Origin of the sequence: Rhizobium sp. AG207R (assembly GCF_027109195.1) — a bacterium.
In the GTDB taxonomy this organism is placed as follows: domain Bacteria; phylum Pseudomonadota; class Alphaproteobacteria; order Rhizobiales; family Rhizobiaceae; genus Rhizobium; species Rhizobium dioscoreae.
Genome location: NZ_JAEPVT010000007.1, coordinates 233,491 through 259,415 on the forward strand (window position 1 = coordinate 233,491; position 25,925 = coordinate 259,415).

Below are 25,925 nucleotides of genomic sequence, written 5' to 3' on the forward strand. Positions count from 1 at the left end.
ATAGGCGTTCTCGGTAATTTAAGTGCCGAGTTTTACAATCTGTGGCATGAGCCACAAGCATCGATGTTTGCAGTGTCGCTTGCTTTGGGGCGGCGATATCGATGCCGCTGCAGTCCCGATGAGGACGCGGCAACGACAGGAGTGCATATGAAACGTCGTTATTTCGGAACTGACGGAATTCGCGGTCAATCCAATATCTATCCGATGACGCCGGATCTTGCCATGCGCGTAGGTATCGCTGCCGGCACGATCTTCCATCGAGGCAGCCATCGCCATCGCGTCGTTATCGGCAAGGACACGCGCCTTTCCGGCTATATGCTGGAAAACGCCATGGTGGCGGGATTTACCGCGGCCGGTGTCGATGCCTTCGTTCTCGGCCCTATCCCGACACCCGCTGTCGCCATGCTGACGCGCTCGCTGCGCGCCGATATCGGCGTGATGATCTCTGCCTCGCACAATCCCTACGAGGATAACGGCATCAAGCTTTTCGGGCCGGATGGCTACAAGCTCTCCGATGATCTGGAAATGAGAATCGAGGAGATGCTCGACAAGGACATGTCGGAGCATCTTGCCAAGTCGGAGAATATCGGTCGCGCCAAGCGTATCGATGGCGTGCATGACCGTTATATCGAACATGCCAAGCGCACGCTGCCGCGCGATGTGACGCTGCAGGGTCTGCGGATCGCCATCGACTGTGCCAACGGCGCCGCCTACAAGGTCGCTCCGGCCGCTCTTTGGGAGCTTGGCGCCGACGTCGTCACCATCGGCAATGAGCCGAACGGCACGAATATCAATCTGAACTGCGGCTCCACCAGCCCCGTTGCCCTGCAGAAAAAGGTAGACGAAGTCCGCGCCGATATCGGTATCGCGCTCGATGGGGATGCCGACCGTGTCATCATCGTGGACGAGACTGGCACGATCATCGATGGCGACCAGCTGATGGCCGTCATTGCCGAAAGCTGGGCCGAGAGCCAGACGCTGCGCGGCAATGGTATTGTCGCAACCGTGATGTCCAATCTCGGCCTCGAGCGCTTCCTGGACGATCGTGGCATGTCGCTTGCGCGCACGGCCGTCGGCGACCGCTATGTCGTCGAGCATATGCGCCAGCACAATTACAATGTCGGCGGCGAGCAGTCCGGCCACATCGTATTGTCCGACTATGGCACGACGGGCGACGGCCTCGTGGCTGCGCTGCAGATCCTTGCTGCGGTGAAGCGCACGGGCAAGCCGGTCAGTGAAGTCTGTCGCCGTTTCGAACCGGTACCACAGCTGCTGCGCAATGTCCGCATTTCCGGCGGCAAGCCACTGGAGGACATTCAGGTGCGCCAGGCAATTGCCGATGCGGAAAGCGAGCTTTCCCGCAACGGCCGTCTGGTGATCCGCCCTTCCGGCACCGAGCCCCTGATCCGCGTCATGGCGGAAGGCGACGATCGCGGCCAGATCGAACGTATCGTCGGCGGACTGATCGACGTGATCTCGAGTGTGCGTTCGGCCGCTTGAGCAAACGAAAGAAGTAATTCCGGAATAATACTATGGCCGCTTCGTCGAGGCGGCCATAGTATTTTCAGTTTCGGCATGATGGTCGGCCTACTGGAACATTTCTCCGGGATAGGCGCCCCAAAGCTTGTTCTGCCTGACATAGCCTCTGGCGGAATGCTCCCGGACCGAAACACGACACCAGGTTCCGGTGCAGGATTGCAGCGAGACCAGTACGCGCGGCTGCAGCTCCGCGATTGCCTTGGCGGCGGGATTCGGATCGGTGCGCAGCATGGCATTCTTCGTCAGCCAGGGGGCGACTACGGCCGTCCGTGTTCCGGAGAGCAGGGCGCTGTGCATCCAGCCGGTCACTCCGGTATCATCGCGGACCTGTCGCCAATGGCCGTATTCATCGATGATTTCAAAGGGAAGACCCGGCTTCATATAGATCCATTTCGTGGCATAGATCGTTGAAGGCCCGACGCGCATGCGTGCCTTATGAGCTCGGAGCGAAACGTAGCGCGGGATCGGCAAGCCCGTCTCGCGCCCTTTGTTCCAAGCAGTGGCCGTGGCTGCCGCCGGCTTGACCGGCATCGTGCCTGCCAGTGTGACGGAGCTCAAGAAGATAAGAGCAAGGCCCAGGCTGGCCCATATTGTTCGACGGTAAGTCAGCGACTTCCTCCTGAATTATCTCCCGGCCGAAGCACTGTAATGGTTCGTTTCTTGCCAATTGGTTTAGAGCGTCGGGCCTGGCTTTGTGCCCGGACGCTGTGTTCCTGTGAGGAAATAGAGGAAGCGGGTAATCGTATCCCATTCTCTTTATTTAAAAATCAATGTTCTCTAATATATAAAATAAAGTATAATTTCTGAATAAACAGGGTAAATATTCGTAGTTAATCAGGTTTTAACTCCTTTTCATCATTATCCCTGTCATGTCTTTTCAATTGGCAAGCATTTGCTGTGCCAAGGGCAAGAAATTTGGAGCCAAAGCCATGATGAAAACCCTGATAGGGGCACTTGCCACTTTGCTTGTTGGCACGTCGGCCTTTTCTGCTGATCTCTATACACCGGAACCGGTTCAGCCGGCGCCGGAAGTGACCGTCGCCCAATCCAGCGGCTGGTATCTGCGCGGCGATGTCGGCTATGCCTTCACGAACCTGCGCGGTGCCAACTACTTCCAGGGCTCCAATTCCAGCCTGGTCGATTTCGATCGTGCGAAGCTGGACGGCAATGTCACGCTCGGCGGCGGTGTCGGTTACCAGATCAACAACTACCTGCGCACGGACTTGACGCTCGATTATCTCTTCAAGTCCGACTTCAAGGGCTCCACGAAGGGCGATTGCGGCGCCTGCGGCCCGGGCTTTACTCCGACCGCGGCGACCTCTCGCGATCTCGCTTCGCTGACGGCCTATAGCTTGCTTGCCAACGCTTATGTCGATCTCGGCACTTACGGCATCTTCACCCCCTATGTCGGTGGCGGTCTCGGCGGCACCTATGTCAAGTGGAGCAATCTGAAGAACACGTCGTGCTCGGACGCCAACCCGGATTCCTGCGACGGCTCGGTCACGCATAATGGCCGCGGCAGCTGGCGCTTCACCTATGCGCTGATGGCCGGTACATCCATCGACCTGAGCTGCAATCTCAAGGCCGATGTTGGCTATCGCTACCGTCACGTTCAAGGCGGCGACATGTTCGGCTATAACGAGAATGGCGGTCCTGGCTACGACAAGGGTCTGAACCTGCACGAAGCCCGCATCGGTGCCCGCTACACCTTCGGCGGCTGCCAGACCGCAAGCTACATGCCGCCGGCCGATATCCCGGTTCAGCCGTCGGTCTACAAGTAAGCAATATCCAATCCACGTTATTAAAAAGCCGTCCGGTTTCTTCCGGGCGGCTTTTTCTTTTTCCCATTCCGTTAAGTAATTCCGCGCTGCTTTAAAGCTTCATTAACCATGAATTCCCTATGGTTAATGAAATGAGAATGGCCGCCTTCCTGCATCGGATCCTCTTTTTGAGGATATTGCGAGGAAGCACAGGCCAGCCGATTCGACGCGCGGGCGTCGGCCCGAGGATGGAAGGCGAGGGGTAATGATCCGTTTTGACGCTTTGGCGCTGGCTGCAGCGATGGCAGGCGCATCAGCGGGTATTGCCTTTGCGGCCGATGCAGCACCACCGGAAATCAAGATGCCGGAGGTCAGCGTCAAGGATGCCAGGGGATGGTATGTGCGCGGCGATGTGGGCTATGCAGTCAACGCCAGCCGCACGGATACGAGACTTCGTGCCTATGATCCTGCGGGTGGCGATTACAGTTCGAGCAGCTTTGATTCCACCCGGTTCGGCGGGGATTTCTCCGGCGGCCTTGGTATCGGCTATCAATTCAACGATCTGTTTCGCGCCGACGTGTCAGGCGATTTCTTCAGCGGTGATTTCAATGGCCGCATTTCGAGCGATTCGCCGTGTTCCGGCGGGGCCGGCGGCACGGGATGCTCCACGAAGGCCCGTTCCTCCTTCAGGGCCGGCAGCCTCATGGTCAACGGCTATGTCGATCTCGGGACGCTTGCGGGTTTCACGCCCTATGTCGGCGCCGGTCTTGGTGCCACGCGGGTTTCCTGGAACAGTGTCAATGTCACCGGCTCCTGTCTTGGCGGCGCATCGGGTTGCGGCGGTGCTGCGTCGGTCAGTGCTCGATATCCTGGCGAAAGTGACTGGCGCATGACCTATGCCTTGATGGCGGGTGTCGCCTATGAAGTCGCGCCGAACGTCAAGGTCGATCTCGGCTATCGCTTCTCCCATATCGCCGGCGGTGACATGTTTGGCGATTCTGCGGCCAGCGCCACCACAGGCCGCGACGGGGCATTGTCGCGTCACGAAATTCGTGTCGGCCTGCGGATCACCACTTGGTAAAGCTCATCGCCTATGGCGTCGTCAGCACATAGGCGATGCGGCGAAAGAAATCCAAAGTTCGAAAAATGTGCGCCGGAAAACGCCGCAGGGCAGAAGATTTGGCTGCTCGATAATCGCGGCGCCAGCCGATCATGGTCGTTCTCTGCAGCCGGCTGAAACCGGCAATATTCGCGCGCGTGCTGACGATGGATATATGCATGTCCCAGCCGCGCTCGACGGCCACATCCCAGGGCAGCGACATCACGGAGAGCGATTTCACGATCTTCTCGGCGCCGCGGCGCGTGACGAGATAGCAGGCGGTGGAACCCTGTGGACCGAACAGGCAACGCCCGACGATATCTCCCTTGAGGCTCCGCGCCATGGCGCGAAAGCCGTTCCAACGGTGATTGACAAGCTTGATGAGATCGGCGGCCGGCGCGGCTTCCCTGGCTGCCGCGGCACGTGCCAGAAACTCGGCATCCAAGGCGACATCGTCTTCGATGATGATGGCTATTTCGCCGCCATTTGCCAGAAACTGGCGCAGAGCCGTCAAGTGACTGCGGTAGCAGCCGTATTCGCCGGGCAGAATGGTCCGGCCATGTCGGCGCTGGAAACGGACATGGTCGACATCGATCCATTGGTCGCGCGGGACGAGCGCGCCATCGATGCCATCGATGCGCTCGAATCGGAAGCCGAATTCCTCGCTTTGCCGCTGGATCTCGGCCAGCCGCTCTGCCGCGCGATCGATATTGATCAAATAGACCGGCATGGCCTGTACGGGCATCAAAGGGTTTTCGGCGAGTGCAGTTAGGGACATCGGGCACACTTGTTATTTCTATCGGCGCAAAATTGGCGCGCTCACCGTCTTATATGATTGCGCGTCTGCACGGAATCCAGCTTTTATGGGGCCAAATTTGGCTTATTTCCATTGCGCGTAACTTGCATGTCATCACACTTTCTGCACGACTTCGTGAGGGAGTGCCATCCGTAATTTTTACTATTGCGCTTGCGGGCGGCTTCCAATATATCCGGCGGCGGGACACCCTTCCCCAACGAAGGGCTTTCTATCTGAGAGGATAGCATCATGACTAAGCTCGCCAAGCCGGACATCCGTCCGAATAATACCCATTTCTCTTCTGGTCCATGCTCGAAGCGCCCCGGTTGGACGCTTAACGCTCTTTCCGACGCGGCTCTTGGCCGTTCGCACCGCGCGAAAGTCGGCAAGGCAAAGCTGAAGCAGGCCATTGATCTCACTCGCGAAATTCTGGAAGTGCCTGCGGCTTACCGCATCGGCATCGTTCCCGCTTCCGACACCGGTGCCGTCGAGATGGCGCTCTGGTCGCTGCTCGGCGAACGCGGCGTCGACATGCTCGCCTGGGAAAGCTTCGGTGCCGGCTGGGTCACCGACGTCGTCAAGCAGCTGAAGCTCAAGGACGTCCGCAAGCTCGAAGCTGGCTATGGCGAGCTGCCCGATCTTTCCGCTGTCGATTTCGACCGCGACGTGGTCTTCACCTGGAACGGCACCACCTCGGGTGTTCGTGTTCCGAACGGCGATTTCATCCCCGCCGATCGCAAGGGCCTGACGATCTGCGACGCCACCTCGGCAGCCTTCGCTCAGAACCTCGATTTTGCCAAGCTCGATGTCGTCACCTTCTCCTGGCAGAAGGTACTTGGCGGCGAGGGCGCCCATGGCGTCATCATCCTGTCGCCGCGCGCCGTCGAGCGCCTGACGACCTATCAACCGGCCTGGCCGCTGCCGAAGATCTTCCGCATGACCAGCGGCGGCAAGCTGATCGAAGGCATCTTCGCCGGTGAGACGATCAATACGCCCTCGATGCTCTGCGTCGAAGATTATATCGACGCTCTCCTCTGGGCGAAGGATCTCGGCGGCCTCAAGGCGCTGATCGCCCGCGCCGATGCCAACGCCAAGGTCATCCACGATTTCGTTGCCGCCAACGACTGGATCGCCAATCTCGCCGTCAAGGCCGAGACAGCATCCAACACCTCCGTCTGCCTGAAGATCGTAGACAGGGATGTCGTCGCTCTCGATGCCGATGGCCAGGCGAATTTTGCCAAGGGCCTGGTTGCACTCCTCGAAAAGGAAGGCGTCGCCTATGACATCGGCCATTACCGCGACGCGCCGTCAGGCCTGCGCATCTGGGCCGGTGCGACGATCGAAGCTTCCGACATGCAGAAGCTGATGCCTTGGCTTGCCTGGGCTTTCGAAACGCAGAAGGCGACGCTCTCCCAGGCTGCTGCCTGAGGTTTGACGCGTTTATGGCTCCGCCGGTGAGGCGGGGCCCAGCATTCCGAATTCTCATTATTTTTATGCAATTCCGACCGGAAAGCCGTTTCGCATTTCGTGGGATTGCTCGTCTTAGCTGACCTTTTTCAGGAGGCCTCCATGGCACCTCGCGTTCTCGTATCCGACGAACTGTCGGAAACCGCCGTCCAGATCTTCCGCGATCGCGGCGTCGAAGTCGATTTCCAGCCGCAGCTTGGCAAGGACAAGGACAGGCTGTTCGAAATCATCGGCAACTACGATGGTCTTGCCATCCGTTCCGCCACCAAGGTGACGGAGAAGATCATCGAAGCGGCCAAGAACCTCAAGGTCGTCGGCCGCGCCGGTATCGGCGTTGACAATGTCGATATCCCGGCCGCCTCGCGCCGCGGTATCATCGTCATGAACACGCCGTTCGGCAATTCGATCACGACCGCCGAACACGCCATCGCACTGATGTTTGCCGTTGCCCGCCAGCTTCCGGCTGCCGATGCCTCGACACAGGCCGGCAAGTGGGAAAAGTCGAAGTTCATGGGTGTCGAAATCACCGGCAAGACCCTCGGCATCATCGGCGCCGGCAATATTGGCTCCATCGTGATTGCCCGCGCCCTCGGCCTGAAGATGCATGTCCTGGCCTACGACCCCTTCCTGTCGAAGGAACGCGCCGAGGAAATGGGCGTGACTAAGGTCGAGCTTGATGAGCTCTTCGCCGGCGCCGACTTCATCACGCTGCATGTGCCGCTGACCGACAAGACCCGCAACATTATTGACGCCTCTGCCATCGCCAAGATGAAGGAAGGTGTGCGCATCATCAACTGCGCTCGCGGCGGTCTCGTCGATGAGGCAGCCCTTGCCGCCGCCATCAAATCAGGCCATGTCGCCGGTGCCGCTTTCGACGTCTTCGAGGTCGAGCCCGCCAAAGAAAGCCCGCTCTTCGGCCTGCCGAATGTCGTCTGCACGCCGCATCTCGGCGCTTCCACGACCGAAGCCCAGGAAAACGTCGCGCTTCAGGTCGCCGAGCAGATGTCGGACTACCTGATGAAGGGCGCTGTCTCCAACGCCATCAACATGCCCTCGATCACGGCTGAAGAAGCACCGATCCTGAAGCCGTTCATCAAGCTTGCCGATGTTCTCGGCGCTTTCGTCGGCCAGGTCACGGACGATCCGATCAAGGAAATCGAGATCCTCTATGACGGCGTCACCGCCAACATGAACACCAAGGCTCTGACGAGCGCGCTGCTCGCCGGCCTGATCCGCAATCAGGTTGCCGATGTGAACATGGTTTCGGCCCCGATCATGATCAAGGAAAAGGGAATCGTGCTTGCCGAAGTCAAGCGCGACAAGACTGGTGTTTATGACGGCTATATCAAGCTGACCGTCACCACCGACAGCATGACGCGTTCCGTCGCCGGTACCGTCTTCTCGGACGGCAAGCCGCGCTTCATCCAGATCAAGGGTATCAATCTCGACGCCGATGTCGGCAACCACATGGTCTATATCGCCAATACCGACGTTCCCGGCATGATCGGCTTCATCGGCACGACGCTCGGCTCCGCCGGTGTCAATATCGCGAACTTCCAGCTCGGACGCGACAAGCAGGGCGGTGATGCCATCGCGCTTCTCTATGTCGACGGCCCGATCAGCGATGACGTTCTTGCCAAGCTGACAGCACATCAGGCGATCCGCCAGGCAAAGCCGCTGGTCTTCAACGTCGACTGAGCCTGCCCGCCCCGAAGAAGGGTGCAGCCACAGAGTTCGCTCCTCCCAAGAGCCAGTCCGAAAGCCCGGCGCGACACGAGTTGCGCCGGGCTTTCTTTATGGTTGTGAGGGTTGTGGATAAGCCTGGCCGGCACACTATCGGGGGCGAGGAAACGCGCCTATCTCTATGTCATGGAGGCATTGTGGAAGGATTTTTTGGGAAAAGGGATGGGCACGCCGATCGAATGGCTGGCCAGGCCTGTCTCCGTGGCGATCGTGCTGTTTGCACGCGCCATCACCGCCGTCCGGGCGATCTGGCCCGAGAGCGGCATGCAAACCCGTCGCTGCGTCTATTTCGCCAATCATTCCAGCCATGGCGATTTCATCCTGATCTGGACCGTCCTGCCGCCACGATTGCGCCGACGCGTGCGCCCGGTAGCGGGTGCGGATTATTGGCTGAAATCGCCGTTGAATAGTTTCATCGGCCGCGACGTTTTCAACGCCGTGCTGATCGAGCGCGATCGCGAAGCGCGCAAGGAGGATCCGGTCACGCAGATGACGCAGGCGCTCGACGCCGGTTCCTCGCTGATCCTGTTTCCAGAGGGCACACGCAATCTGACCGATCAGCCGCTGCAGCCTTTCAAGAGCGGGCTTTTCCATCTTGCCCGGGCTCGCCCCGATATCGATCTCGTGCCCGTCTGGATCGACAATCTTAATCGCGTCATGCCTAAGGGCGAGTTCGTGCCTATTCCGCTGATCTGCACCGTCACCTTCGGTGAGGCGCTGCATATCGGCGAGACCGAGGAAAAGGCGGAGTTCCTGGCAAGAGCCGAAGCGGCCTTATTGGCGCTGGCGCCCAAGCGGGCAGGAGACTGAGCATGAGTGCGGCAAGCGCCGATCTGATCCATCTCGTTCTCGGCATTTTCGGCGTTCTGATCGTCGCCTCGATCATCGGCTATGTGCTGGAACAGCGCCTGTCGCCCGACGGATCGAATGCGGCGATCGAAAACCTCAATGCGCGCATCAAGGCCTGGTGGGTGATGGTGGTGCTGATCGGCATCGCCTTCATTGCCGGGCGTGCCGGCGTCATCCTGCTGTTTGCCTTCTGCTCCTTTGCGGCACTGCGCGAATTCGTGACGCTGATCAACACGAAACGGGCGGATCATTGGGCGCTTGCCGCCGCCTTCTTCGTCGCCCTGCCGGTGCAATATTACCTGCTCTGGGCCGAGCAATACGGTATCTATTCGATCTTCATTCCCGTCTACGCCTTTCTCTTCATGCCGATTATCGCGGTGCTGCGCGGAGATACCGAGCGGTTTCTCGTGCGCATCGCCGAGGTGCAATGGGCGCTGATGATCTGCGTCTTCTGCGCTTCGCATGTGCCGGCGCTGCTGACGCTGCATATTCCGGGATATGAAGGCCGCAACGTGCTGCTGATCGCCTTCCTGGTGATCGTCGTGCAGCTCAGCGACGTCTTGCAATATGTCTGGGGCAAGCTCTTCGGAAAAACCAAGATCGCGCCGCGTCTGTCGCCATCGAAGACGGTTGAGGGTTTTGTGGGCGGCGTCATCAGCGCCTCGTTGATCGGGGCGGCGCTCTGGTGGGTGACGCCATTTACGCCGCTGCAGGCCGGGCTTCTCGCCTTTATCATCACCATCATGGGCTTCTTCGGCGGGCTCGTGATGTCGGCGATTAAACGGGATCGCGGTGTCAAGGATTGGGGGCATCTCATCGAAGGGCATGGCGGGCTGATCGACCGGCTGGACTCGGTCGTCTTTTCCGCGCCGATCTTCTTCCATCTCGTGCGCTTCTGGTGGTCACTGTCATGAGCGGAAAGGTGAAAGCGCTTGCCGGCAGCAGCATCGTGCACGTGCTTTTCGCCTTTCTTGCCATGGGCGGCTGGGCTGTCTTCGCCAATCGCTTGCACCCGATGCCGCGGCCTCTGGTATCAGGCCTCGTGCAGGGCGTGCTTTCTGGCTGCCTGACGCTGTTCCTGAAATCCGTGGTCGAGGCTTTGTCGCGGCGATTCAGCGGCCTTGTGCGCCTTTGGGCGCCGCCACTTATCGCCTGCCTGGGCTCGGCGACCATCCTGGTTGTCATCCACGCGCTGAGCGGCACGCCGGAGATCCTGAAGACCATCGCCGTGCCACTGCTGGTCTCCTCCAGCTATGCGGCGATCTATAATTATTCAATTTCAGGCAATGCCGCGAAGTCATGAAAGGTGAGGGGCGATGACAGGCGAGGGGATGGGCGACAGACGACCGCTGGCGAGCCGCAACACGCGATGGGCTCAGACGCTGGCGCGGCGCATGACCGCGCTTTCGGTAACGCCGAACCAGATCTCACAAGCGAGCATGCTCATGGCAGCGCTGGCAGGGGCTTCGTTCTGGCTCTCTGGCGTCGCGGAAAGCGTCGGGATGCGGGTGGTCCTGCTGATCCTTGCCGCCTTGTTCTGCCAGCTGCGTCTGCTCTGCAATCTGCTCGATGGCATGGTGGCAGTCGAAGGCGGAAAGGCTGAAGCCGATGGGCCGTTCTGGAACGAATTTCCGGATCGGATCGCCGATATCCTCATCTTCGCCGGTATCGGTTATGGCATTGGAGCGCCGGGCCTCGGCTGGGCGGCGGCTGCCTTTGCTGTGCTGACGGCCTATGTGCGCGAGCTTGGCCGCGCCGCAGGCAACCCCAGCGATTTCGTCGGCCCGATGGCCAAGCAGCATCGCATGGCGGTCACTACGACAGCGGCTTTGCTTTCGATTATCGAGGCTCTATGGACCGGCGGCAGCTGGGTTTTGACCGTTGCGCTCTGGATCGTTGGCATCGGATCGGCGGTCACGGTGGCGAGGCGCAGCCGCAATCTGATCCGGCATTTGAAGGCAAAGGGATGATTCGCGATTTCGCTCACCCCTTGCATGGGTTGGCAATCCTTTCTATATCCGTCCACAATTGAGGCTGGCTGCAAAGAGCGGCTAAAGGCCCTTGTGATGAAAATTCGCCGCTTTTGCATGGCATCCGGCGGCAGGAAGCATGATCCCGAAAAGTGTGCAGCGGTTTTTGGATCAGATCATGCGAAATGAAATCGTGAGAGCGTGACGGCGTTTCAATGAAAGGTCATCCCGCTCGGCAGCATCGAAGATCGTTCAAGACTGGCGGCAACGACCGTGAATACACTGGATTTTGACAAGAGGCCGGAAGATACCCGCGTCGTCGTCGCCATGTCGGGCGGTGTCGACAGCTCCGTCGTTGCCGGCATTTTGAAGCGGCAGGGTTATGATGTGCTCGGCATCACGCTGCAGCTCTATGACCATGGCGCCGCCGTGCATCGCGCCGGCTCCTGTTGCGCCGGCCAGGATATCGACGATGCGCGCCGCGTCTGCGAAACGCTCGGCATCCCGCATTACGTACTCGACTATGAAAAGCGCTTCCGCGAGACGGTGATCAATCCTTTCGCCGAGAGCTATGTCGCCGGCGAAACGCCGATCCCTTGCGTTGCCTGCAACCAGACCGTCAAGTTCGCCGATCTGCTGGCGACCGCGAAGGAACTCGGCGCCGATGCGCTGGCAACAGGGCATTATATCCGCTCGCGCCCGAACCCATCGCCGGAGCATCCGCATCGCCGCGCGCTCTATCGTCCGGCCGATGCCGATCGCGATCAGAGCTACTTCCTCTTCGCCACGACGCAGGAACAGATCGACTATCTGCGCTTTCCGCTCGGCGGCATGCCGAAGGCCGAGACCCGTGCGCTTGCCGAAGAGATGGGCTTGATCGTCGCCAAGAAGGCCGATAGTCAGGACATCTGTTTCGTGCCGCAGGGCAAATATTCCGATGTCATCGCCAAGCTTAAGCCGAACGCGGCGCTTGCCGGCGAGATCGTCCATCTCGATGGCCGCGTACTCGGCCAGCACGAAGGCATCCTGCACTACACGATCGGCCAGCGCCGCGGCATCGGTGTGGCTACAGGCGAGCCGCTCTATGTCGTCTATCTCGACGCCCGCTCGCGCCGCGTCATCGTCGGCCCCAAGGAAGCGCTGGAAACGCATCGCGTCTATCTACGTGATGTCAACTGGCTGGGCGATGAGCCGCTGGAGCAAGCCGCTTCCGGCGAGGGCTTTTCCTGTTTCGCCAAGGTCCGCTCCACCCGCGCACCGTCGCCTGCCGTGCTGCACGCCGACGCCAGCGGCATCTATGTAGACCTTACCATCGGCGAGGCCGGCGTGGCTCCCGGCCAGGCTTGCGCGCTCTATTCGGCACCCGGTGACGACGCCCGCGTCTATGGCGGCGGGTTCATCGAACGTTCGGAACGCGAGCCGATGGCGGAAGCTTCCTTGAAGGCGCTGCTGGGAAGCCCGGTCGCAGCTTGAACGATAGATAAGATCGGTTTGGAGAAACCACTGATTTTTCCAAATCATCCGCTTGACACCAAGCCGAGCCGCACCTTATAAGCCGCTCAACCGATGGGCCGGCGCTTTTTGAGTGGCGGTTCGTTTGACCTTTGTGTTTGATGTTCGACATCAAGCGCAGCGTGGCGGAGTAGCTCAGTAGGTCAGAGCAGAGGAATCATAATCCTTGTGTCGGGGGTTCAAATCCCTCCTCCGCTACCATACGTCCCTCCAACAATTCTGCACGGCTGGCTAAGAAAGCGCTCGTTTGTTATGGGCGCGAAAGCTAAACCCTTTCGACATTTGAAAGGGCTGAATTCAAGAACCGGCCGCGCCAATCCCCTTGGGGCCGTCGAGACGAGCGACGTCGTCATCCAAGGTTCTTACTGCCGCCGCCAAGGTTGCTAGTGCCGACATCATGAGGGCATGGTCTTGGCCTTCCTGGGATTGCGACTGGGCCAGAGCAAGAGCTCGATCATGAAGCTGCTGGCTGATGGTATCGAGCCGATCGATAGTGTCTTGGTTCATAGCCGTCTCCTTCACAAACCAATTCGGCAAAGCGCCATATGTTTGGACCATATGTTTGTGAATGCACGGTGCGGCTTATTTGTTCCGGGCGAACCTGATCGGTAGGGCGGCAACTGCGATTTGGGATATCGTTGGCAACTCCATATCGATCAGATTTGGCTGATAGCTCTTCCGGTATCTATGTTTTGCAAGGCGGCCAGAGGCATTAGCCGCCGAGGGACGGCCTCATACAAATTCGACGCCCATGCTGTTGATTTTTCGCCAGCGCACTGCGCAAGCCAATAATCTTTCGTCCGAAAGTTGCAGTTTGAAGGCGTTGGGTGCGGCGAGTGGGTTTTCGATTTGGATCATGGCGCCGGTATCGGACAGATTTCGGACGAGGCAATCGAAGACCGAGTGGCCGTCGTTAAATATGATTTTCGCGCCGAGAAGCGTTCGCTTTCGGGTGGCTACCCGGCCTTCGGGTGAGAATGCCGTCATCGCGCTGGCTCCTTCAGTCCTGTTTTTCACTAATATGGCATGTTCTAATATCGAAGATATTAATGGGAAGTCGCAAATTGAGCGCTTCCCGCCGTCAGATGCAGCGAAGGGGAGTGGCGGGTATCGGCAAGATACCAGCTGGACGGAGGCAGGCACAGCCCGGTGCATCGGCACCGCCATATCTTCGAGAGCCAATCTCTCTGGTTTGATCGCAAGCGGAATATCTCAGCGGTGTCTGATGAAGGCAGCCACCGGCGAACAAGTTGCCGTCAATTGCGTTGTATTTTCAAACGGCCAATGGAAATCCATGCAACATCTCTTGCAAGACGAAACATGCTCTGGCACCGTGCCGCCATAGGGGATCGGGATTTTCAATGAGATTGTTTTTGGCAGCGGCCACCATGCTGGTGATCGCCAATTCCGCGATGGCTGCAGACGATGCCGTGAGCAATGCGTTCCGGGTCTGCAAGATGATCGACAATACCGGCTTGTTTACAGCACCTTGCCAGGTTTCCAGCCGGAGGTACGCCGTCATGGCGACCATAGATCTGCCGAACGCCGATGCCAGGAAGGCCTGCGCGCAGATCACCGGCGTGGTTTCGTCAAAGGGGCTCCATTTTCCCGGGGGAGAATGGACCGTGCAGATCAAGTCACCGACCAGCGGCGACAAATCCATCGCATTTTGCAGATTGCCGAAATAGAGCAACTCCAGGAAAACTGCGTAGCGGTTTTCCGTCCGGAACTGCGAAAAAACAAAGAGATAGAGCGTTCTCGCAATTCAAGGAAGCGGAGAAGCTCTAACGCCGTCAGGCCGAGGCGTTCAGTTCCTCTTCGGCATAGGCAAGCTGCAGTTCCATCTGGACCGCATGCATGAAGAGGCCGGCTTGCCGCGAGATTTCGCCGTCTTCCACTCCCTGTTCGCGCAAGGCGTTGGCAAAAAGTGCCATTTCCGAGCGCCAGAAGCGGTTTGCCGCCTCACCATGTAGCTGCTGAAGGGCTGTGGCACACCGCCTGACATCACTGGTACGCCTGTCGGCCGGGAATGGTAGAAGCGACATATTCTCTCCGTCATCGGCAGGGGCGAATCGCCTGCCTCTGTTGGCAAAGATCGCCGGCACTCGTTCATAAAAAGTGAATAATGTCAGAGAGATCCCGCGTGGTGCGGGAAGGATGGGTGATTCACTGCATTACGGATATGCCTGCTTCCCGAGCAGCCTTGATCAAGGCCTCTCTTACGGCTTCGGCAGGGACGGCGCCAAGCATAGCTTCGAGGCAGACCCGTACCGCTGCGACATAGTCTTCGCCATTTGCCACCGGCCAATGTTCCAGCAGCAGCTCTGCGACCTGATGCACCGAATTGACGCGGCGGGTTCCGCCATTCTCACCCATGACAAGCGTGACAGCTGGAAATGGTCGTAAAGTGTTTCGTTTCAAAACGCATTACCTCCGAAACGTTCATGCTTCGGTAACACAGCAAGAAGCGTTCCGATTCGGACGCTTTCCGGCCGAGGTCAGTGAAACAGGTTCCGCTCCTTGGTACGTGGCGAGCAAATTCACCTTGTAAATTCTCGCAATGATTGTAGAAGTGCGACGAATTATCGTATCTCTCCCGCAGAATTGGATAGATCTTGGGAGAGCTTGTGGTCACGCACGCGCGGTGGCCGACGGCCCTATGCCGAGATACCGCATGCAGAGCACGGAAGCTTGCGTACTCAAACACGGATCGGCAACAGGTTCAGTATCGCTATCTAGTCGAGCACGCCGGCTTCGATGCAGGCCTCGATGAACACCTTCCTGGCGTACTCGCAAAGAAAGGGGTCGGTCACGGCTTCAAGGCAGAGGCTTCTGGCCGAATCGTATTTTTCGCCTCTGACGGTCGGCCAGCGGAAAAGGAGGTGATTGTGGGCTTCCTTCGGGCTTCGAATTGCTTCCGGCATGCCGTGGCCGATACGCAGATATACGGGCTCTGGCCAGCGGCTTGCGCCGGCCCTAAAGGTCATTTTCATTTCGATGATGCTCCGACATTGCGAGTGAAACTCCCGCCACGGCAAAAAGTTTCGCAATTTCCGGAAAATCGGTCCGCACCATTTCTGTAAGAGCGGTGCGGCGCCCAACAGTGTGGCAGCCTACCGGACATACCCCAATCAAGCCTTGTGAAAACGGTGCGCAGCAGGTCTCGAAACAGGGCAGCAATTCCTACTGAATCACCGGCATCTCAAGGGGGACGCCAGCCTCCGATGCTGCAGCGACAAAGCTATTGCGGGCTTCCAGCGGTTGTCCCTGGCCTCTTTCGACGTCGGCACAGACCTGCAGAGCCATCATGAAAGCCTTGCCCTCTGCGACAGGCCATGCGTTCAGCAGCATGTCCAGCGCTTCCTTGGTGTTCGCGACCGTATAGACTTTTCCGGTGCGCTTGCAGATGACCATGATGGGATAATTCCAGTCTTTATTGTTCATTGCAGGAGGCTCCGATCCGACGCCGCCGAAATTAACGCTACGGTGTGCGGAATCTCAAGTTAATTTCAAGACGATATCTGGAGCACTTCGGAACTGTTTCAATCGTCGGGAAATCAATTCGAATGCCGGTGTGATCAACTTTCGAGTCATAACTTTCGACGTCGTGTTTTTCACAGGAAATCATTGCGCGGAGATTACTTGCACTGGGCGATGAGATCATAAAAGACTTGGCCCACAGCGTGGCCGACAGGAGAGGGTGATGGGAAGCTTTGCCGAGATCAGGGAGCGGGCCGAGAAGCGCAAGGGAGGCGCCGACGGGTTAAAGGCGCTGATGCCCAAGGTGCCGAACCATGAAGTGCTGCGTGCTCTGCCCGATGATCGGATCTTGTCGGAGATGACGCGCTACATCTTCTATGCGGGTTTTGTGCGCAACGTCATCGATTCGAAATGGGCTGGTTTCGAAACGGCATTCTCCGGCTTCGACCCCGCTTTTCTCAATCTGGCGCCGGATGATTACTGGCATGATCTGACCTCGGACGCACGGGTCATCCGCAACGGCGCCAAGATCATGTCGGTGCGGGCCAATGCACAGTTCATCCGCGCGATTGCAGATGAGCACGGCAGCGCCGGCCGTTTCTTCGCCGATTGGCCGCTGGAGGATCAGATCGGCCTGCTTGCTCTCCTGGACAAGCAGGCAAACCGGCTCGGCGGCATGACCGGGCAGTATCTCCTGCGGGCAATCGGCCGCGACAGCTTCGTCATGAGCCATGACGTTCTCGTCTGCCTGCGGCTTTCCGGCCTCCCTATCTCGGAGAATAAGCCCACCAAGAAGGATCTTCGACTGATCCAGGATCAGTTCAGCGCCTGGCACGTCGAGACGGGCCTACCGATGACTTATCTCTCGCGCATCTGCGCCTTCTCCGTCGGAATGCCGGGAGAAGAGGACGAGGCCTGATTGATCTCATCCATCGAATGATGTTGGATCGCGCCGCGAGATTGGAGGAGCAGAATGACGAACGATAGCAGACCCTTGGCCATCAGCGCGCCGGAGCCGCGCTCGCTCGAGCTTATCTTCACCAAGGATGCACTGTCGCTCCTTCATTCGAAATATCGCCTCGTCGAGGCGGATTCGGACGATATCGCCGGACTGGGCGACGAGGTGCTCGCTGAGGCGCGCTACATCATCGGCCAGCCGCCACTATTGAGGGAAACGCTGGACCGCATGCCGCAACTGCGCTGTATCCTGAATGTCGAGAGCAATCTCATCAACAACATGCCCTATGAAGTGCTTTTCGAGCGCGGCATCCACGTCGTGACCACTGGCCTCGTTTTTGCCGAGCCGGTCGCCGAGATCGGCCTGGGGTTTGCTCTGAGCCTGGCGCGCGGGATCGTCGATGCCGATGTCGATTTCCGCGAGGGCAGGGAACTCTGGGGTAGCGATGGCAATGCGAAGGCGCGGCTCGTTGCCGGCAGCGATGTCGGTATTGTCGGCTTCGGTGATCTCGGCAAGGCGCTGAACCGCGTGCTTTCCGGCTTCCGCGCCAATATCAGGGTGTTCGATCCCTGGATGCCGCCGTCGATCCTCAAGGAGCATGGCGTGCAGCCCGCTGGGCTCGATGAGGTGTTGTCCAACAGCGATTTCGTCTTCGTTGTTGCCGCAGTCACCAGCGAGAACAAGGGATTTCTGGGTGCCGAGGCTTTTGCCAGGATGCGCAAGGGCGCGGCCTTCATTCTGCTCAGCCGGGCCGATGTCGTCGATTTCGATGCACTGATGGCGGCTGTCGCCTCGGGCCATATCGTGGCGGCAAGCGATGTCTACCCCGAGGAGCCGCTCGGCTCCGATCACCCGGTACGCAAGCTCAAGGGCTTCCTCCGCTCCGCCCATCGTGCCGGTGCGCTCGACAGCGCCTTCAAGAAGATGGGCGACATGGTGCTGGAGGATATGGATCTGATGGATCGCGGCCTGCCGCCGATGCGCTGCAAGCGCGCCGAGCGGGAAACGGTATCGCGCATGCGCTCGAGGCCAGTGACGCGCAACTGATCTTTCGTCTTCACTCCCGGGGCAATGTCTTTCTGTACCGGGAGTGGATTCGTATCGACGAAGCTAGCGGCGATCGAGCCTATTGGCGAGGCGATCGCCCAGCCATTGCATGCCCCAGACCAGAATGATCAGGATGATGACGACGGCGATCATGACGCTCGTCTCGTAGCGTTGATAGCCATAGCGGATGGCAAGGTCACCGAGGCCGCCGCCGCCGATCGTGCCGGCCATAGCCGAAGCGCCGATCAGTGTGACCATGGTCACGGTGAAGCCGGCGACGATGCCGGGCATCGCTTCCGGTATCAGCACTTCGCGGACGATCGTCCAGCGATTGCCGCCCATGGCGCGCACGGCATCGATCAGGCCGCGATCGACGTCGCGGAGCGAGACCTCTGCGACGCGCGCGTAATAGGGGATCGCGGCGATGGTCAACGGCACGATCGCGGCTGTCGTGCCGAGCGCGGTTCCGACGATCAGGCGCGTCAGCGGGATCAGGGCGATAAGCAAAATGATGAAAGGCACGGCCCGGAAGCCGTCGACCAGGATGCCCAGGACGCGGTTGATCGCGCCCTGTTCAGCGATGCCGCCGCGGCTGGTTGCGACGAGAGCAAGGCCGAGCGGCAGGCCGATAATGAGGGAAAGAAAGCCGGAGGCGCCCGTCATCCAAACGGTTTGCCAGAAGGAGCGCCAAAGCAGGCCGAGGATTACATCAGTTGTCATAGCCTAGAACCTCCACCCGTGCGGAGCGGGCTTTCAAGAAGTCACCGACTTGGGTCGGCAAGGTCGCGTCGCGCGTCGGCACCGCGACGAAGAAGCGGGCAACGGGCTGGTTCTGGATATGGTCGATGCCGCCATGGACCAGCCGGAAGGAGCGGGGAAGAGCGGCCGAGAGTTCGGCAAAGAGCGCACCCTGCGCGGCAGGGCCGGCAAGATCGATGCTAAGGATGGCTTCGGCGCCCGATGTCGGGGAAAGGCGGGCGGCAATATGGTCTGGAAGCTGCGGGCGCGCGCCGCTGAGCAGGCTCGCGGTGATGTCCTGCTGGGGATTGGCGAAAACCGTCCATACCGAGCCCTCCTCGACGATCCGGCCGGCATCGATGACCGCGACGCGATCGGCGATCGAGCGGATCACTTCCATCTCGTGGGTGATGAGCAGGATCGTCAGGCCGAGCTTGCGGTTGATGTCCTTCAACAATGCCAGAATGGATCGGGTTGTTTCCGGATCGAGCGCGGATGTGGCTTCGTCCGACAGGAGAATTGCGGGCCGGGCGGCAAGGGCGCGGGCAATGCCGACGCGCTGCTTCTGGCCGCCGGACAGGGCGGACGGGTAGGCCTTGGCCTTGTCGGCAAGGCCGACGAGTTCGAGCAGTTCGCGGGCGCGCTGTAATCGTTCCGCCTTGGCGACGCCCTCGATTTTCAGCGGCAGTGCGATGTTTTCCTCGACCGTCCTGGAGGACAGCAGATTGAAGTGCTGGAAGACCATGCCGATGCGGCGCCGCAGCGGTTGCAGCTCCTTCTCCGAAAGGCGGGCGATATCGCGGCCCTCGATGTGGATCTCGCCGCTATCGACACGCTCCAGCCCGTTCAGGCAGCGGATCAGCGTCGATTTGCCGGCGCCGCTGCGGCCGATGATGCCGACGATTTCGCCGCGGCGTGCGGTCAGCGATATGCCATCCAACGCTGGCGTCGCGCCGAACCGGCGGCGGACATCGACCAGGCGGACGATCTCGTCGCCTGTCGCTTCAGGCGGCGCCTGTCCGTCGATCGATGTGGCTGGGGTGAAAGAATTCATAGTGCTTCTCTTTGTATAAAAGCGGCCTCCGAGTTCGTTGAGGCCATTGTACCCCCCTCTGTCACTTCGTGACATCTCCCCCACAAGGGGGGAGATCGTTGGGAGTTTGTTGCGCGCTTAGCAGAACAATCGGCAATGTGTCAGCAGATGCGATGCGTGTTTCTGGCAATGGCTTGCCGCGTATTTCCGATCTCCCCCCTTGTGGGGAGATGTCCCGAAAGGGACAGAAGGGGGGTGCACACTCTCCACGAATTTCTCGGCCAATTTCAGTTACACTTCATCGCATCCTGCCGGGGAAAACATCAAAGGCGGCCCGGGCAAGATGCCCCGGCCGCCCGCCGTTCAGCGCTGTCCCCCCGCGCCGTTCTGAGATCAATAGGCGCTCTGACCGGTGCCCTTGTAGACCTTGTCGAACTCGGCCTTGACGGTGTCGTTCTGATAGGAGGCGACCAGCGTTTTGACCCAGGCTTCATTCTCGCTGCCCTGCTTGACGGCGATGAAGTTGCGGTACGGATTGTTTTCGGTCTGCTCCTGCGCGATGCGGTCTTTCGCCGAGAGCCCTGCTTTCAGTGCCCAGTCGGTGTTGACGACGGCTGCATCGAGATCATCGATCGAACGGCCGACGATGCCGGCATCCAGCTCCTTGATGTCGACGTTCTTCGGGTTTTCAGCGATATCGGCAACCGTGGCGAGGATGCCGGTGCCTTCCTTGAGCTTGATGATGCCCTCATGCTGCAGAACGAGCAATGCGCGGCCTTCGTTGGATGGATCGTTTGGCACCCCGATGGCAGCACCCTTCGGAAGGTCGGCTACCGTCTTGTACTTCTTCGTGTAGAGGCCGATCGGCCAGATGCCCGTGTAGCCGGCAATCGCGATGTGATAGCCGTGCTGCTTGATCTGGTTGTCGAGGTAAGGCTTGTGCTGGAAGGCGTTGGCGTCGATTTCGCCGCGCTCGAGTGCTTCGTTGGGCTGGGTATAATCGTTGAAGACGACCGGCTCGACCTTCAGGCCCTTCTTGGCGGCCTCGGCGACCACGACGCGCCAGACATCCTCGTCCTCGCCGCTCATGATGCCGACCTTGATCGTCTTGTCTGCAGCGAAAGACGGCATGGCGGTTGCTGTCAGGCCGAAGACGGCGACAGCGGAAGCGAGGATGGCGGCAAGGCCGGCGCGGCGGGAAAGGCGCAGCGCAGCGAAACCTCTAGAAAGCTTTTCAGTCATGGGAAATCCCTGTTCCAGATGATCGAGATCGTTCTCTCGTTGACAGCAGGATCATTTCAGACGCGCGGTCTATCCGCGAAGCAGGATCATGCGTTGTGCACTGCGGTTCTGAAAAACTCTTTTCAGTGCAACGCAAAAGAGCAAACTTATTTTCTATAATTACTATAGATTACTTATGCGGCAAAATAGGCATTTGCTCAAAAATTGATCGCCTCAGCGATGGATTGGGTCCTTCCAGAGGACCTCTTCCGGCTTTTCGACCGGTTCGATATCCAGATTGACGACGACTGGCTCCTGCCCGGAGCGGACAAGCACGCATTCCAGCGTTTCGTCGCGGCTTGCATTGATCTCCTGGTGCGGCACATAAGGCGGCACGAAGATGAAATCGCCAGGCCCGGCTTCGGCGACGAATTCCAGGTTCTCGCCCCAGCGCATTCGCGCCCGGCCTTTGACCACATAAATGATGCTTTCAAGGTCGCCGTGATGATGGGCGCCGGTCTTGGCATTGGCGTGGATCGTCACGGTTCCTGCCCAGATCTTTTCAGCGCCTGCGCGGGCATGATTGATTGCGGTTGCGCGGTTCATGCCCGGCGTCTGCGCCGTATTCGGGTCGAGGGCATTGCCCGGAATGATCTTGACGCCATGTTCACGCCAATCGACCTGTTGGTGGCTATGATCATGCCCATGTTGGTGCTCGTGTTCGTGATCGCCGCACATGGTCGCGTCCTTTCGGCCCTGAATGGAGATTCGCATGCCTTCCACAGATGCGCTGTCATTTCACTCTACATGAAGCCATTCAAAAATAAAGAGAATTGCAGAAAGTTATCATTGAGGCTTTTCAAGTCGAGATTAATCTATAGACTTGATCAAGTTACATGACCGGTGGGAACATTTCGTGTGCGTCCCGCGTTGCGCCGGTCACAAGATGGTTTGCCGCGCCGCTCCCCCCATTTAAGGCGCGCCAAACTGAAGAAGCAGCGCTTGGGTCTCGGAGGAGAGACCATCAACTTTCATATATGCGCCGGACTTCCAATTGAAAGGAGACAGACATGTCGAATGCCTTGCCGCCCCTTCATGAGGGTCATGCCCCCATTACCCTGCAGCAGCTCTTCCGCGAAGCGCTCTATGCCTTCGAGGAATGGGACAGCGAAGTAACCGAACCAATCGTGACGTTCGAGGGACGTATCCATCCCATTAGCGTCGTGTTCGAAGCTATGCGCGAATGCACTGATATCGTGCCCAACAATATCGTCTCGGCCGTGACCGAGCGGCTGACCAAGCCTTGGGAGGGCGAGGGTCCGCTCGACACGATGACCTTTTCGACCGCCGCCCGCGTGATGGGCGTTCTGGTTCGCAAAAGATTGCTGGTCGTGAACAACGGCGTCAACGTCGCTGCCATTGCGGCAGATACCCAGGCGGCGGAAACGTCGGATCGCTAACAGCGAAGATTGTTTATGGAAGGCCCGCCGGCATGTGCCCGCGGGCCTTTTGCGTGTCATCGGCCGCCGACATCGAATTCCGGATCGACGGGGATCTGCATCGCCGTCACGAGATGATTGGTCTGTCCGGCAAGTCCGATAACCGCCAGCAGTTCCCCATGCTGGGCGTCAGTCATGCCCTTTGCTCTGGCGGCTGCGGTATGCGAATGGACGCAATAGGTGCAACCGTTGGCCGTGGAGACTGCTATGTAGATCATCTCGCGCACGAGCGGATCAAGTGCGCCGTCCGCCACCATGACCGCTTTCAGGCCCTCCCAGGTGCGCTTAAGCAATGCAGGATCATTGGCGAGGCCGCGCCAGAAATTATTGACGAAATCGGATTTTCTCACCGCGCGAATGTCGTCGAACACAGCCTTGACCGCCGGGATTGCCTCGGCTTCCGCATCATCGAGTAACTTGACCGTCGCCATTCCTTATCTCCCTTCATTTCATCAGCTCTCATTATGTGGAACCATAATCTATTTCCTGACGACCTGGGCGCGGGAGCTTCCATTATCCTTCCTCTTTTCGTTTGCAAAAGTCATCCATATGTGAAAATACTATTCACATAAGAAGATTGAGGCTGACGCAGGAACCGGTGACGAGGATAATCCTCAAGGCGGAGAGGCGCTTTGGGCCGGGGTGATGTCGGGGAGCGGGAATATCAATGACACTGAAGAGGGACTTGCCGCTGGCCGGACTTGTCGTCGTCGACATGAGCCAGTTTCTGTCGGGTCCCTATTGCTCGCTGCGGCTGATGGATCTCGGCGCCAGGGTGATCAAGATCGAGCGTCCCGGTGGCGGCGATCTTTCGCGCAGGCTTTATCTCAGCGACGATGAAAGCGGTGATTCGACGATCTTCCACGCGATTAACCGCTCCAAGGAAAGCCTCGCGGTCGATCTGAAAAACGAGCGCGATATGAGCGTGCTGCGCAAGCTGGTCTCCAAGGTCGATGTGCTTATTCAGAACTTTCGCCCCGGTGTGATCGAGCGGTTGGGGCTGGATTACGAGGCCGCAAGCAAGCTCAATCCGCGTCTCGTCTATTGCTCGATCAGCGGCTACGGCGAAGAGGGACCATGGGTCGGGCGGCCGGGGCAGGATCTTCTGGCGCAATCGCGTTCCGGCGTCATGTGGCTGAACGGCGACGAGGGACAGGGGCCCGTGCCTTTTGGTCTCGCGATCGGCGATATGCTGGCGGGTGCGGCTGCCGCCCAGGGTATTTTGGCGGCGCTGGTGCGGCGCGGCGTGACGGGCGAGGGTGGACTGGTGGAGACCAGCCTGCTGGAAGCCCTGGTCGATCTGCAGGTTGAGGTGCTGAGCGTTCACATGAATAATGGCTATAAGCTGCCCGAGCGCTCCCATGTTCGTAGCGCCCATGCCTATCTTTCCGCCCCCTATGGCGTCTATCCCGCCGCCGACGGCTATCTCGCCATCGCTATGACGCCGATTTCCAAACTTGCCGATCTGCTCGGGATAGACGAGCTTGCGGCCTATCGCGATCATGAGAAAAGCTGGTTCACGGCGCGCGATGAAATCAAAGCGTTGATCGCTGCGCGCATCGCCAGCCGCAACGTTGACGACTGGCTAGCGATCCTCGAACCTGCCGACATCTGGTGCGCAAAAGTGCTGAACTGGCCGGAGCTTCTGGGCAGTGAAGGATTTCGTGTTCTCGACATGCTGCAGACGGTCGGGCGCGATGATGGCGTCAGCCTGCGTACCACCCGCTCGCCTATCCGTATCGATGGGCAGCGACCGAAATTCGAGCGTGCGGCCCCGCACGTTGGCGAGCATAATGCGGCACTCTGGGAGGAGTTCGACCTTGGCTGAAGGGGTCGAGAGGCCGCGATGGATTTAGAAGGAGTTTTCCAATGACGCGCATCACCAATCTTCGCGTTTTCGATCTGCGCTTCCCCACATCGCAGAGCCTCGACGGTTCGGATGCGATGAATCCGGATCCGGATTATTCGGCAGCCTATGTCATCCTCGACACCGACAGACCGGGCCTTGCCGGTCACGGCCTGACCTTCACCATCGGCCGTGGCAACGACATCTGCTGCATGGCGATCGAGGCGATGCGGCATCTTGTCGTCGGCACGGAGCTTGCGACGGTTCTGGAAAACCCCGGCAAATACTGGCGGCATCTGACCAGCGACAGCCAGCTGCGCTGGATCGGCCCGGAAAAGGGCGCGATGCATCTGGCGACGGGCGCGGTCGTCAATGCTGTCTGGGATCTGCTTGCCAAGGAGGCCGGCAAGCCGGTCTGGCGGCTAGTTTCGGAGATGGATGCCGAGCAGATCGCCGATATCGTCGATTATCGTTACCTGACCGATGTGCTGACCCGCGACGAGGCCGTCGCTATCCTGAAGAAGGCGGAAGCCGGCAAGGCGGACCGCATCGCCACGCTCGAGCGCGAGGGCTATGCCTGCTACACGACATCTGCTGGCTGGCTCGGCTATGACGATGCCAAGCTGCGCCGCCTGTGCCAGGAGGCGATCGACGCCGGTTTCAACCATGTGAAGATGAAGGTCGGCCGCGATCTCGAAGACGATATCCGCCGCCTGACCATTGCCCGCGAAGTGATCGGCCCCGACCGTTATCTCATGATTGACGCCAACCAGGTCTGGGAAGTCAATCAGGCGATCGACTGGGTGAAGAAGCTCGCCTTCGCCAAACCCTTCTTCATCGAAGAACCCACAAGCCCGGATGATGTTGCGGGACACCGCAAGATCCGCCAGGCCATCGGGCCGGTGAAGGTCGCGACCGGCGAGATGTGCCAGAACCGCATCATGTTCAAGCAGTTCATCGCCGAGGGCGCGATCGATATCGTGCAGATCGATTCCTGCCGCATGGGCGGTCTCAACGAAGTGCTGGCGGTGCTGCTGATCGCCGCCAAGTATGGATTGCCGGTCTGGCCGCATGCCGGCGGCGTTGGCCTGTGTGAATATGTGCAGCACCTGTCGATGATCGATTATATCGCCGTCTCGGGCACCAAGGACGGCCGCGTGATCGAGTATGTCGATCATCTGCACGAGCATTTCATCGACCCCTGCATCATCCGCGACGCAGCCTATATGCCGCCGAGCCTGCCGGGTTTCTCGATCGAGATGAAGCCGGAATCGATCGCGGAATATACGTTCAAGGGTTGAAACTGCTGGCTTGCTCGAAGCAGAAGCCCGCCATCCGGCGGGCTTTTGTCGTTTACATTCGGAAGAT

29 protein-coding genes and 1 tRNA gene are annotated in these 25,925 nt (G+C 59.2%); 16 read left to right on the plus strand and 14 right to left on the minus strand.

What is annotated here, in order from left to right; translation table 11 throughout:
* Positions 1 to 147 precede the first annotated feature (147 nt).
* Positions 148 to 1,500: a phosphoglucosamine mutase gene (gene glmM / locus JJQ51_RS18480; RefSeq protein ID WP_113330341.1), complete on the plus strand. Its 1,353-nt coding sequence runs from the start codon at positions 148 to 150 to the stop codon at positions 1,498 to 1,500.
* A gap of 87 nt (positions 1,501 to 1,587) precedes the next feature.
* On the opposite strand, the gene JJQ51_RS18485 is transcribed toward glmM, so the two are convergent.
* Entirely contained in the window at positions 1,588 to 2,070 is a 483-nt protein-coding gene (locus JJQ51_RS18485) for an SH3 domain-containing protein (RefSeq protein WP_269245060.1), read from the minus strand.
* A gap of 398 nt (positions 2,071 to 2,468) precedes the next feature.
* Here JJQ51_RS18485 and JJQ51_RS18490 point away from each other — a divergent pair, with 398 nt between their 5' ends.
* Both JJQ51_RS18490 and JJQ51_RS18495 read left to right on the plus strand, forming a co-directional pair.
* Complete coding sequence (locus JJQ51_RS18490; protein ID WP_069611818.1) at positions 2,469 to 3,320, plus strand: outer membrane protein; 852 nt, start codon at positions 2,469 to 2,471, stop codon at positions 3,318 to 3,320.
* 244 nt (positions 3,321 to 3,564) lie between these two features.
* Entirely contained in the window at positions 3,565 to 4,380 is an 816-nt protein-coding gene (locus JJQ51_RS18495; protein ID WP_269245061.1) for an outer membrane protein, read from the plus strand.
* A gap of 10 nt (positions 4,381 to 4,390) precedes the next feature.
* On the opposite strand, the gene JJQ51_RS18500 is transcribed toward JJQ51_RS18495, so the two are convergent.
* Positions 4,391 to 5,176 (minus strand): glycosyltransferase family 25 protein, encoded by a 786-nt coding sequence (locus tag JJQ51_RS18500; protein ID WP_229002024.1) that lies wholly within the window; start codon positions 5,174 to 5,176, stop codon positions 4,391 to 4,393.
* 267 nt (positions 5,177 to 5,443) lie between these two features.
* Here JJQ51_RS18500 and JJQ51_RS18505 point away from each other — a divergent pair, with 267 nt between their 5' ends.
* From JJQ51_RS18505 to JJQ51_RS18540, 8 genes are all read left to right on the plus strand, one after another.
* Positions 5,444 to 6,622, plus strand: a complete 1,179-nt coding sequence (locus tag JJQ51_RS18505) for a phosphoserine transaminase (RefSeq protein ID WP_269245062.1) — start codon at positions 5,444 to 5,446, stop codon at positions 6,620 to 6,622.
* Between the two features lie 141 nt (positions 6,623 to 6,763).
* Positions 6,764 to 8,359, plus strand: coding sequence for a phosphoglycerate dehydrogenase (serA, locus tag JJQ51_RS18510; RefSeq protein ID WP_113395222.1), 1,596 nt, complete (start codon positions 6,764 to 6,766; stop codon positions 8,357 to 8,359).
* A 207-nt stretch (positions 8,360 to 8,566) separates the two neighbouring features.
* The gene (locus JJQ51_RS18515; RefSeq protein ID WP_113395221.1) at positions 8,567 to 9,214 is read left to right on the plus strand and encodes a lysophospholipid acyltransferase family protein; all 648 of its coding nucleotides are present in this window, start codon (positions 8,567 to 8,569) and stop codon (positions 9,212 to 9,214) included.
* Between the two features lie 2 nt (positions 9,215 to 9,216).
* On the plus strand, positions 9,217 to 10,167 hold the full coding sequence (locus tag JJQ51_RS18520) for a phosphatidate cytidylyltransferase (RefSeq protein ID WP_113330336.1): 951 nt from the start codon (positions 9,217 to 9,219) through the stop codon (positions 10,165 to 10,167).
* The gene (locus JJQ51_RS18525; protein ID WP_113395220.1) at positions 10,164 to 10,556 is read left to right on the plus strand and encodes a hypothetical protein; all 393 of its coding nucleotides are present in this window, start codon (positions 10,164 to 10,166) and stop codon (positions 10,554 to 10,556) included. Before JJQ51_RS18520 ends, JJQ51_RS18525 begins: the two co-directional genes overlap by 4 nt.
* Positions 10,557 to 10,569: 13 nt before the next feature.
* The gene (locus JJQ51_RS18530) at positions 10,570 to 11,223 is read left to right on the plus strand and encodes a CDP-alcohol phosphatidyltransferase family protein (protein WP_269245063.1); all 654 of its coding nucleotides are present in this window, start codon (positions 10,570 to 10,572) and stop codon (positions 11,221 to 11,223) included.
* 273 nt (positions 11,224 to 11,496) lie between these two features.
* Positions 11,497 to 12,696, plus strand: a complete 1,200-nt coding sequence (gene mnmA, locus JJQ51_RS18535) for a tRNA 2-thiouridine(34) synthase MnmA (protein ID WP_269245064.1) — start codon at positions 11,497 to 11,499, stop codon at positions 12,694 to 12,696.
* Positions 12,697 to 12,859: 163 nt separating this feature from the next.
* Positions 12,860 to 12,936, plus strand: a tRNA-Met gene (locus JJQ51_RS18540).
* 96 nt (positions 12,937 to 13,032) lie between these two features.
* Here JJQ51_RS18540 and JJQ51_RS18545 read toward each other — a convergent pair.
* The 7 genes from JJQ51_RS18545 to JJQ51_RS18575 form a co-directional block, all read right to left on the minus strand.
* Positions 13,033 to 13,242: a hypothetical protein gene (locus tag JJQ51_RS18545; RefSeq protein ID WP_069611809.1), complete on the minus strand. Its 210-nt coding sequence runs from the start codon at positions 13,240 to 13,242 to the stop codon at positions 13,033 to 13,035.
* Positions 13,243 to 13,467: 225 nt separating this feature from the next.
* Positions 13,468 to 13,722: a PilZ domain-containing protein gene (locus tag JJQ51_RS18550; protein WP_113355115.1), complete on the minus strand. Its 255-nt coding sequence runs from the start codon at positions 13,720 to 13,722 to the stop codon at positions 13,468 to 13,470.
* A gap of 286 nt (positions 13,723 to 14,008) precedes the next feature.
* A complete protein-coding gene (locus JJQ51_RS18555) occupies positions 14,009 to 14,428 on the minus strand; it encodes a hypothetical protein (RefSeq protein WP_156090738.1) in 420 nt (139 codons plus the stop codon).
* A gap of 100 nt (positions 14,429 to 14,528) precedes the next feature.
* On the minus strand, positions 14,529 to 14,780 hold the full coding sequence (locus tag JJQ51_RS18560) for a DUF6074 family protein (protein WP_069611806.1): 252 nt from the start codon (positions 14,778 to 14,780) through the stop codon (positions 14,529 to 14,531).
* 121 nt (positions 14,781 to 14,901) lie between these two features.
* Positions 14,902 to 15,111, minus strand: coding sequence for a DUF982 domain-containing protein (locus tag JJQ51_RS18565; RefSeq protein WP_173002450.1), 210 nt, complete (start codon positions 15,109 to 15,111; stop codon positions 14,902 to 14,904).
* A 359-nt stretch (positions 15,112 to 15,470) separates the two neighbouring features.
* Positions 15,471 to 15,728 (minus strand): DUF982 domain-containing protein, encoded by a 258-nt coding sequence (locus tag JJQ51_RS18570; RefSeq protein ID WP_113355111.1) that lies wholly within the window; start codon positions 15,726 to 15,728, stop codon positions 15,471 to 15,473.
* A 190-nt stretch (positions 15,729 to 15,918) separates the two neighbouring features.
* A complete protein-coding gene (locus tag JJQ51_RS18575; RefSeq protein ID WP_092712227.1) occupies positions 15,919 to 16,179 on the minus strand; it encodes a DUF982 domain-containing protein in 261 nt (86 codons plus the stop codon).
* A 259-nt stretch (positions 16,180 to 16,438) separates the two neighbouring features.
* Between JJQ51_RS18575 and JJQ51_RS18580 the strand changes: the two genes are divergently transcribed.
* Positions 16,439 to 17,134: a DNA-3-methyladenine glycosylase I gene (locus JJQ51_RS18580; RefSeq protein ID WP_113395217.1), complete on the plus strand. Its 696-nt coding sequence runs from the start codon at positions 16,439 to 16,441 to the stop codon at positions 17,132 to 17,134.
* Between the two features lie 54 nt (positions 17,135 to 17,188).
* Complete coding sequence (locus JJQ51_RS18585) at positions 17,189 to 18,220, plus strand: hydroxyacid dehydrogenase (protein WP_113395216.1); 1,032 nt, start codon at positions 17,189 to 17,191, stop codon at positions 18,218 to 18,220.
* Positions 18,221 to 18,283: 63 nt separating this feature from the next.
* Here JJQ51_RS18585 and JJQ51_RS18590 read toward each other — a convergent pair whose 3' ends face one another.
* The 4 genes from JJQ51_RS18590 to JJQ51_RS18605 all read right to left on the minus strand — a co-directional run bounded on the left by JJQ51_RS18590 (position 18,284) and on the right by JJQ51_RS18605 (position 21,950).
* Entirely contained in the window at positions 18,284 to 18,940 is a 657-nt protein-coding gene (locus JJQ51_RS18590; protein ID WP_069611800.1) for a methionine ABC transporter permease, read from the minus strand.
* Positions 18,930 to 20,012 (minus strand): methionine ABC transporter ATP-binding protein, encoded by a 1,083-nt coding sequence (locus JJQ51_RS18595; protein ID WP_113395215.1) that lies wholly within the window; start codon positions 20,010 to 20,012, stop codon positions 18,930 to 18,932. Before JJQ51_RS18595 ends, JJQ51_RS18590 begins: the two co-directional genes overlap by 11 nt.
* A 372-nt stretch (positions 20,013 to 20,384) precedes the next feature.
* Positions 20,385 to 21,233, minus strand: a complete 849-nt coding sequence (locus tag JJQ51_RS18600; protein WP_113330324.1) for a MetQ/NlpA family lipoprotein — start codon at positions 21,231 to 21,233, stop codon at positions 20,385 to 20,387.
* A 213-nt stretch (positions 21,234 to 21,446) separates the two neighbouring features.
* Positions 21,447 to 21,950, minus strand: coding sequence for a cupin domain-containing protein (locus JJQ51_RS18605; protein ID WP_113355231.1), 504 nt, complete (start codon positions 21,948 to 21,950; stop codon positions 21,447 to 21,449).
* A gap of 332 nt (positions 21,951 to 22,282) precedes the next feature.
* Here JJQ51_RS18605 and JJQ51_RS18610 point away from each other — a divergent pair, with 332 nt between their 5' ends.
* Complete coding sequence (locus JJQ51_RS18610; RefSeq protein ID WP_069611796.1) at positions 22,283 to 22,672, plus strand: hypothetical protein; 390 nt, start codon at positions 22,283 to 22,285, stop codon at positions 22,670 to 22,672.
* A gap of 56 nt (positions 22,673 to 22,728) precedes the next feature.
* Here JJQ51_RS18610 and JJQ51_RS18615 read toward each other — a convergent pair whose 3' ends face one another.
* A complete protein-coding gene (locus JJQ51_RS18615; RefSeq protein WP_113330323.1) occupies positions 22,729 to 23,142 on the minus strand; it encodes a carboxymuconolactone decarboxylase family protein in 414 nt (137 codons plus the stop codon).
* Between the two features lie 236 nt (positions 23,143 to 23,378).
* On the opposite strand from JJQ51_RS18615, the gene JJQ51_RS18620 reads away from it, so the two are divergent.
* Together JJQ51_RS18620 and JJQ51_RS18625 are read left to right on the plus strand one after the other, a co-directional pair.
* Positions 23,379 to 24,539 (plus strand): CaiB/BaiF CoA transferase family protein, encoded by a 1,161-nt coding sequence (locus JJQ51_RS18620; protein ID WP_113330322.1) that lies wholly within the window; start codon positions 23,379 to 23,381, stop codon positions 24,537 to 24,539.
* Positions 24,540 to 24,580: 41 nt separating this feature from the next.
* Positions 24,581 to 25,858 (plus strand): L-fuconate dehydratase, encoded by a 1,278-nt coding sequence (locus tag JJQ51_RS18625; protein WP_113355100.1) that lies wholly within the window; start codon positions 24,581 to 24,583, stop codon positions 25,856 to 25,858.
* Positions 25,859 to 25,925: the final 67 nt, after the last annotated feature.